3 protein-coding genes are annotated in these 2,510 nt (G+C 44.4%); all 3 read left to right on the forward strand.

Annotated elements, in window-relative coordinates; translation table 11 throughout:
• Window positions 1-376, forward strand: a 376-nt coding sequence (locus WB217_RS01595) for a thiamine pyrophosphate-dependent enzyme (protein ID WP_423990030.1), incomplete at its 5' end; no start/stop codon positions are given.
• Between the two features lie 12 nt (window positions 377-388).
• The gene (locus tag WB217_RS01600; protein ID WP_207499925.1) at window positions 389-1,372 is read left to right on the forward strand and encodes an alpha-ketoacid dehydrogenase subunit beta; all 984 of its coding nucleotides are present in this window, start codon (window positions 389-391) and stop codon (window positions 1,370-1,372) included.
• Between the two features lie 49 nt (window positions 1,373-1,421).
• Window positions 1,422-2,510: dihydrolipoamide acetyltransferase family protein (locus WB217_RS01605; protein WP_423990032.1), on the forward strand; the 1,089-nt coding region annotated here is incomplete at its 3' end.

Here is a 2,510-nt window from a genome sequence, read left to right on the forward strand (position 1 = left end):
TGGTATGCCTGGATTTACTGTTGATGGAAATGATCCACTTGAAGTTTATAAAGTTGTAAAAGAAGCTGCAGACCGTGGTCGCCGCGGGGAGGGTCCGACTTTAGTCGAGGCTGTCTCTTACCGCCTGACTCCCCACTCATCAGATGACGATGACAGAAGCTACCGTGCACCTGATGAAGTTGCTAAAGCAAAAACGAAGGACCCAATCATTACATTTGGTGCTTACCTAAAAGAAAATGGCATCATGAATGATGAAGTAGAAAAAGAAATCAATGACAAGATCATGATATTGGTGAACGAAGCAACGGATTACGCTGAAAACGCACCATACGCAGAGCCAGAACATGCTTTAAAATACGTATATGCTGAAGAGTAAGGGGGAGCAAAAATGGCGGTTATTTCTTATATAGATGCAGTTACACTAGCGATCAAGGAAGAAATGGAAAGAGATCCGAGAGTTTTTGTCCTCGGTGAAGATGTAGGGAAAAAGGGTGGAGTATTTAAAGCCACTCAAGGTCTTTATGACCAGTTTGGCGAAGACCGAGTAATTGATGCACCGCTGGCAGAATCGGCAATCGCTGGCGTTGGGATTGGGGCAGCAATGTACGGAATGCGCCCAATCGCAGAAATGCAGTTCGCTGATTTCATCATGCCAGCTGTAAACCAGATTATTTCGGAAGCGGCCAGGATTCGTTATCGTTCCAACAATGACTGGAGCTGTCCGATGGTAATTCGCGCACCTTATGGCGGCGGAGTACACGGTGCACTTTATCATTCTCAGTCCGTTGAGGCAGTGTTTGCGAATCAGCCGGGATTGAAAATTGTCATGCCTTCTACTCCATATGACGTAAAAGGATTATTGAAAGCGGCAATCAGGGATGAGGATCCAGTATTGTTCTTCGAACACAAGCGTGCTTATCGTCTAATTAAAGGCGAGGTACCAGAAGATGATTATGTTCTTCCAATCGGCAAAGCAGATGTTAAGCGTGAAGGCGAAGATATTACTGTCATTACTTATGGCTTGGCTGTCCACTTTGCGCTTCAGGCAGCTGAAAGACTTGCCAAGGATGGAATTTCCGCACATATTTTAGATCTTCGCACTGTATATCCACTGGATAAGGAAGCAATCATTGAAGCTGCATCCAAGACTGGTAAGGTCCTTCTTGTAACAGAAGATAATAAAGAAGGAAGCATCATGGGTGAGGTTGCTGCGATTATTGCAGAACATTGCCTGTTCGAATTAGATGCTCCGATTAAAAGATTGGCAGGACCGGATATTCCAGCGATGCCATACGCGCCGACGATGGAGAAATATTTCATGATCAATCCTGACAAGGTTGAAAAAGCAATGAGAGAGCTTGCTGAATTTTAATATAAATTCTTTTATGAAATAAAATGAATCGGAGAAGGAGGGTCAACCTTTGGCAATCGAACAAATTAAAATGCCGCAATTAGGCGAGAGTGTAACAGAAGGTACAATCAGCAAATGGCTTGTTTCCGTAGGGGACAAAGTGAATAAATATGATCCGCTTGCAGAAGTGATGACTGATAAGGTAAATGCTGAAGTACCATCTTCCTTTGCTGGAACAATCAAGGAATTGATTGCAAATGAAGGAGATACATTAGCTGTTGGGGAAATCATCTGCACAATCGAAATAGAAGGCGGAGGCGCTGAAGCGGCTCCTGCTGCTGAAACATCTGGAGCAGTAGTGTCTGCTACTGGGGATGCAGCTAAAGTTCCAGCTGCGGATGAAGGAAGTAAAGCTAGGTATTCACCAGCAGTGCTGAAACTTTCCCAGGAAAATAGTATCGATCTATCCCAGGTTAAGGGCAGTGGTGCAGGAGGCAGAATTACACGTAAGGATCTGCAGAAGATCATCGAATCTGGCAATATTCCACAGGCATCTGCTGCCAAGCCAGCTGAAAAAACAGAAGCTGCAACGGTTCAAACGTCTGCTTCACACCCTGCACCCCAAGCTCAGCCAGCTGCAGTTCAAGCTGCACCTGCTCCATCTGTCCCTGTAGCTGCAGGAGACATCGAAATACCGGTTACAGGCATCCGTAAAGCAATAGCGGCTAATATGCTTCGCAGCAAGCATGAAGCTCCACATGCATGGACAATGGTTGAAGTGGATGTAACAAATCTTGTTGATTACAGGAATAACATCAAGGATGATTTCAAGAAAAAAGAAGGCTTCAATTTAACGTTCTTTGCCTTCTTTGTAAAAGCCGTTGCTCAGGCGCTTAAGGAATACCCACAAATTAATTCCATGTGGGCCGGTGATAAAATCATCCAGAAAAAAGACATCAACATTTCGATTGCAGTTGCTACAGATGATGCATTATTTGTACCTGTCATTAAAAATGCAGACGAAAAAACAATCAAAGGCATCGCTCGTGAAATTACTGAGGTGGCCCAGAAAGTACGTACTGGCAAACTTCGCTCAGAGGACATGCAGGGCGGTACATTTACTGTCAATAATACTGGCTCTTTTGGTTCAGTCCAATCT

The organism is Mesobacillus sp. (genome assembly GCF_049588175.1).
Classification (GTDB): domain Bacteria; phylum Bacillota; class Bacilli; order Bacillales; family Cytobacillaceae; genus Mesobacillus.

Coding starts and splice junctions, on each gene's coding strand:
- WB217_RS01600 (WP_207499925.1), top strand. CDS start 389: ATGGCGGTTATTTCTTATATAGATGCAGTTACACTAGCGATCAAGGAA.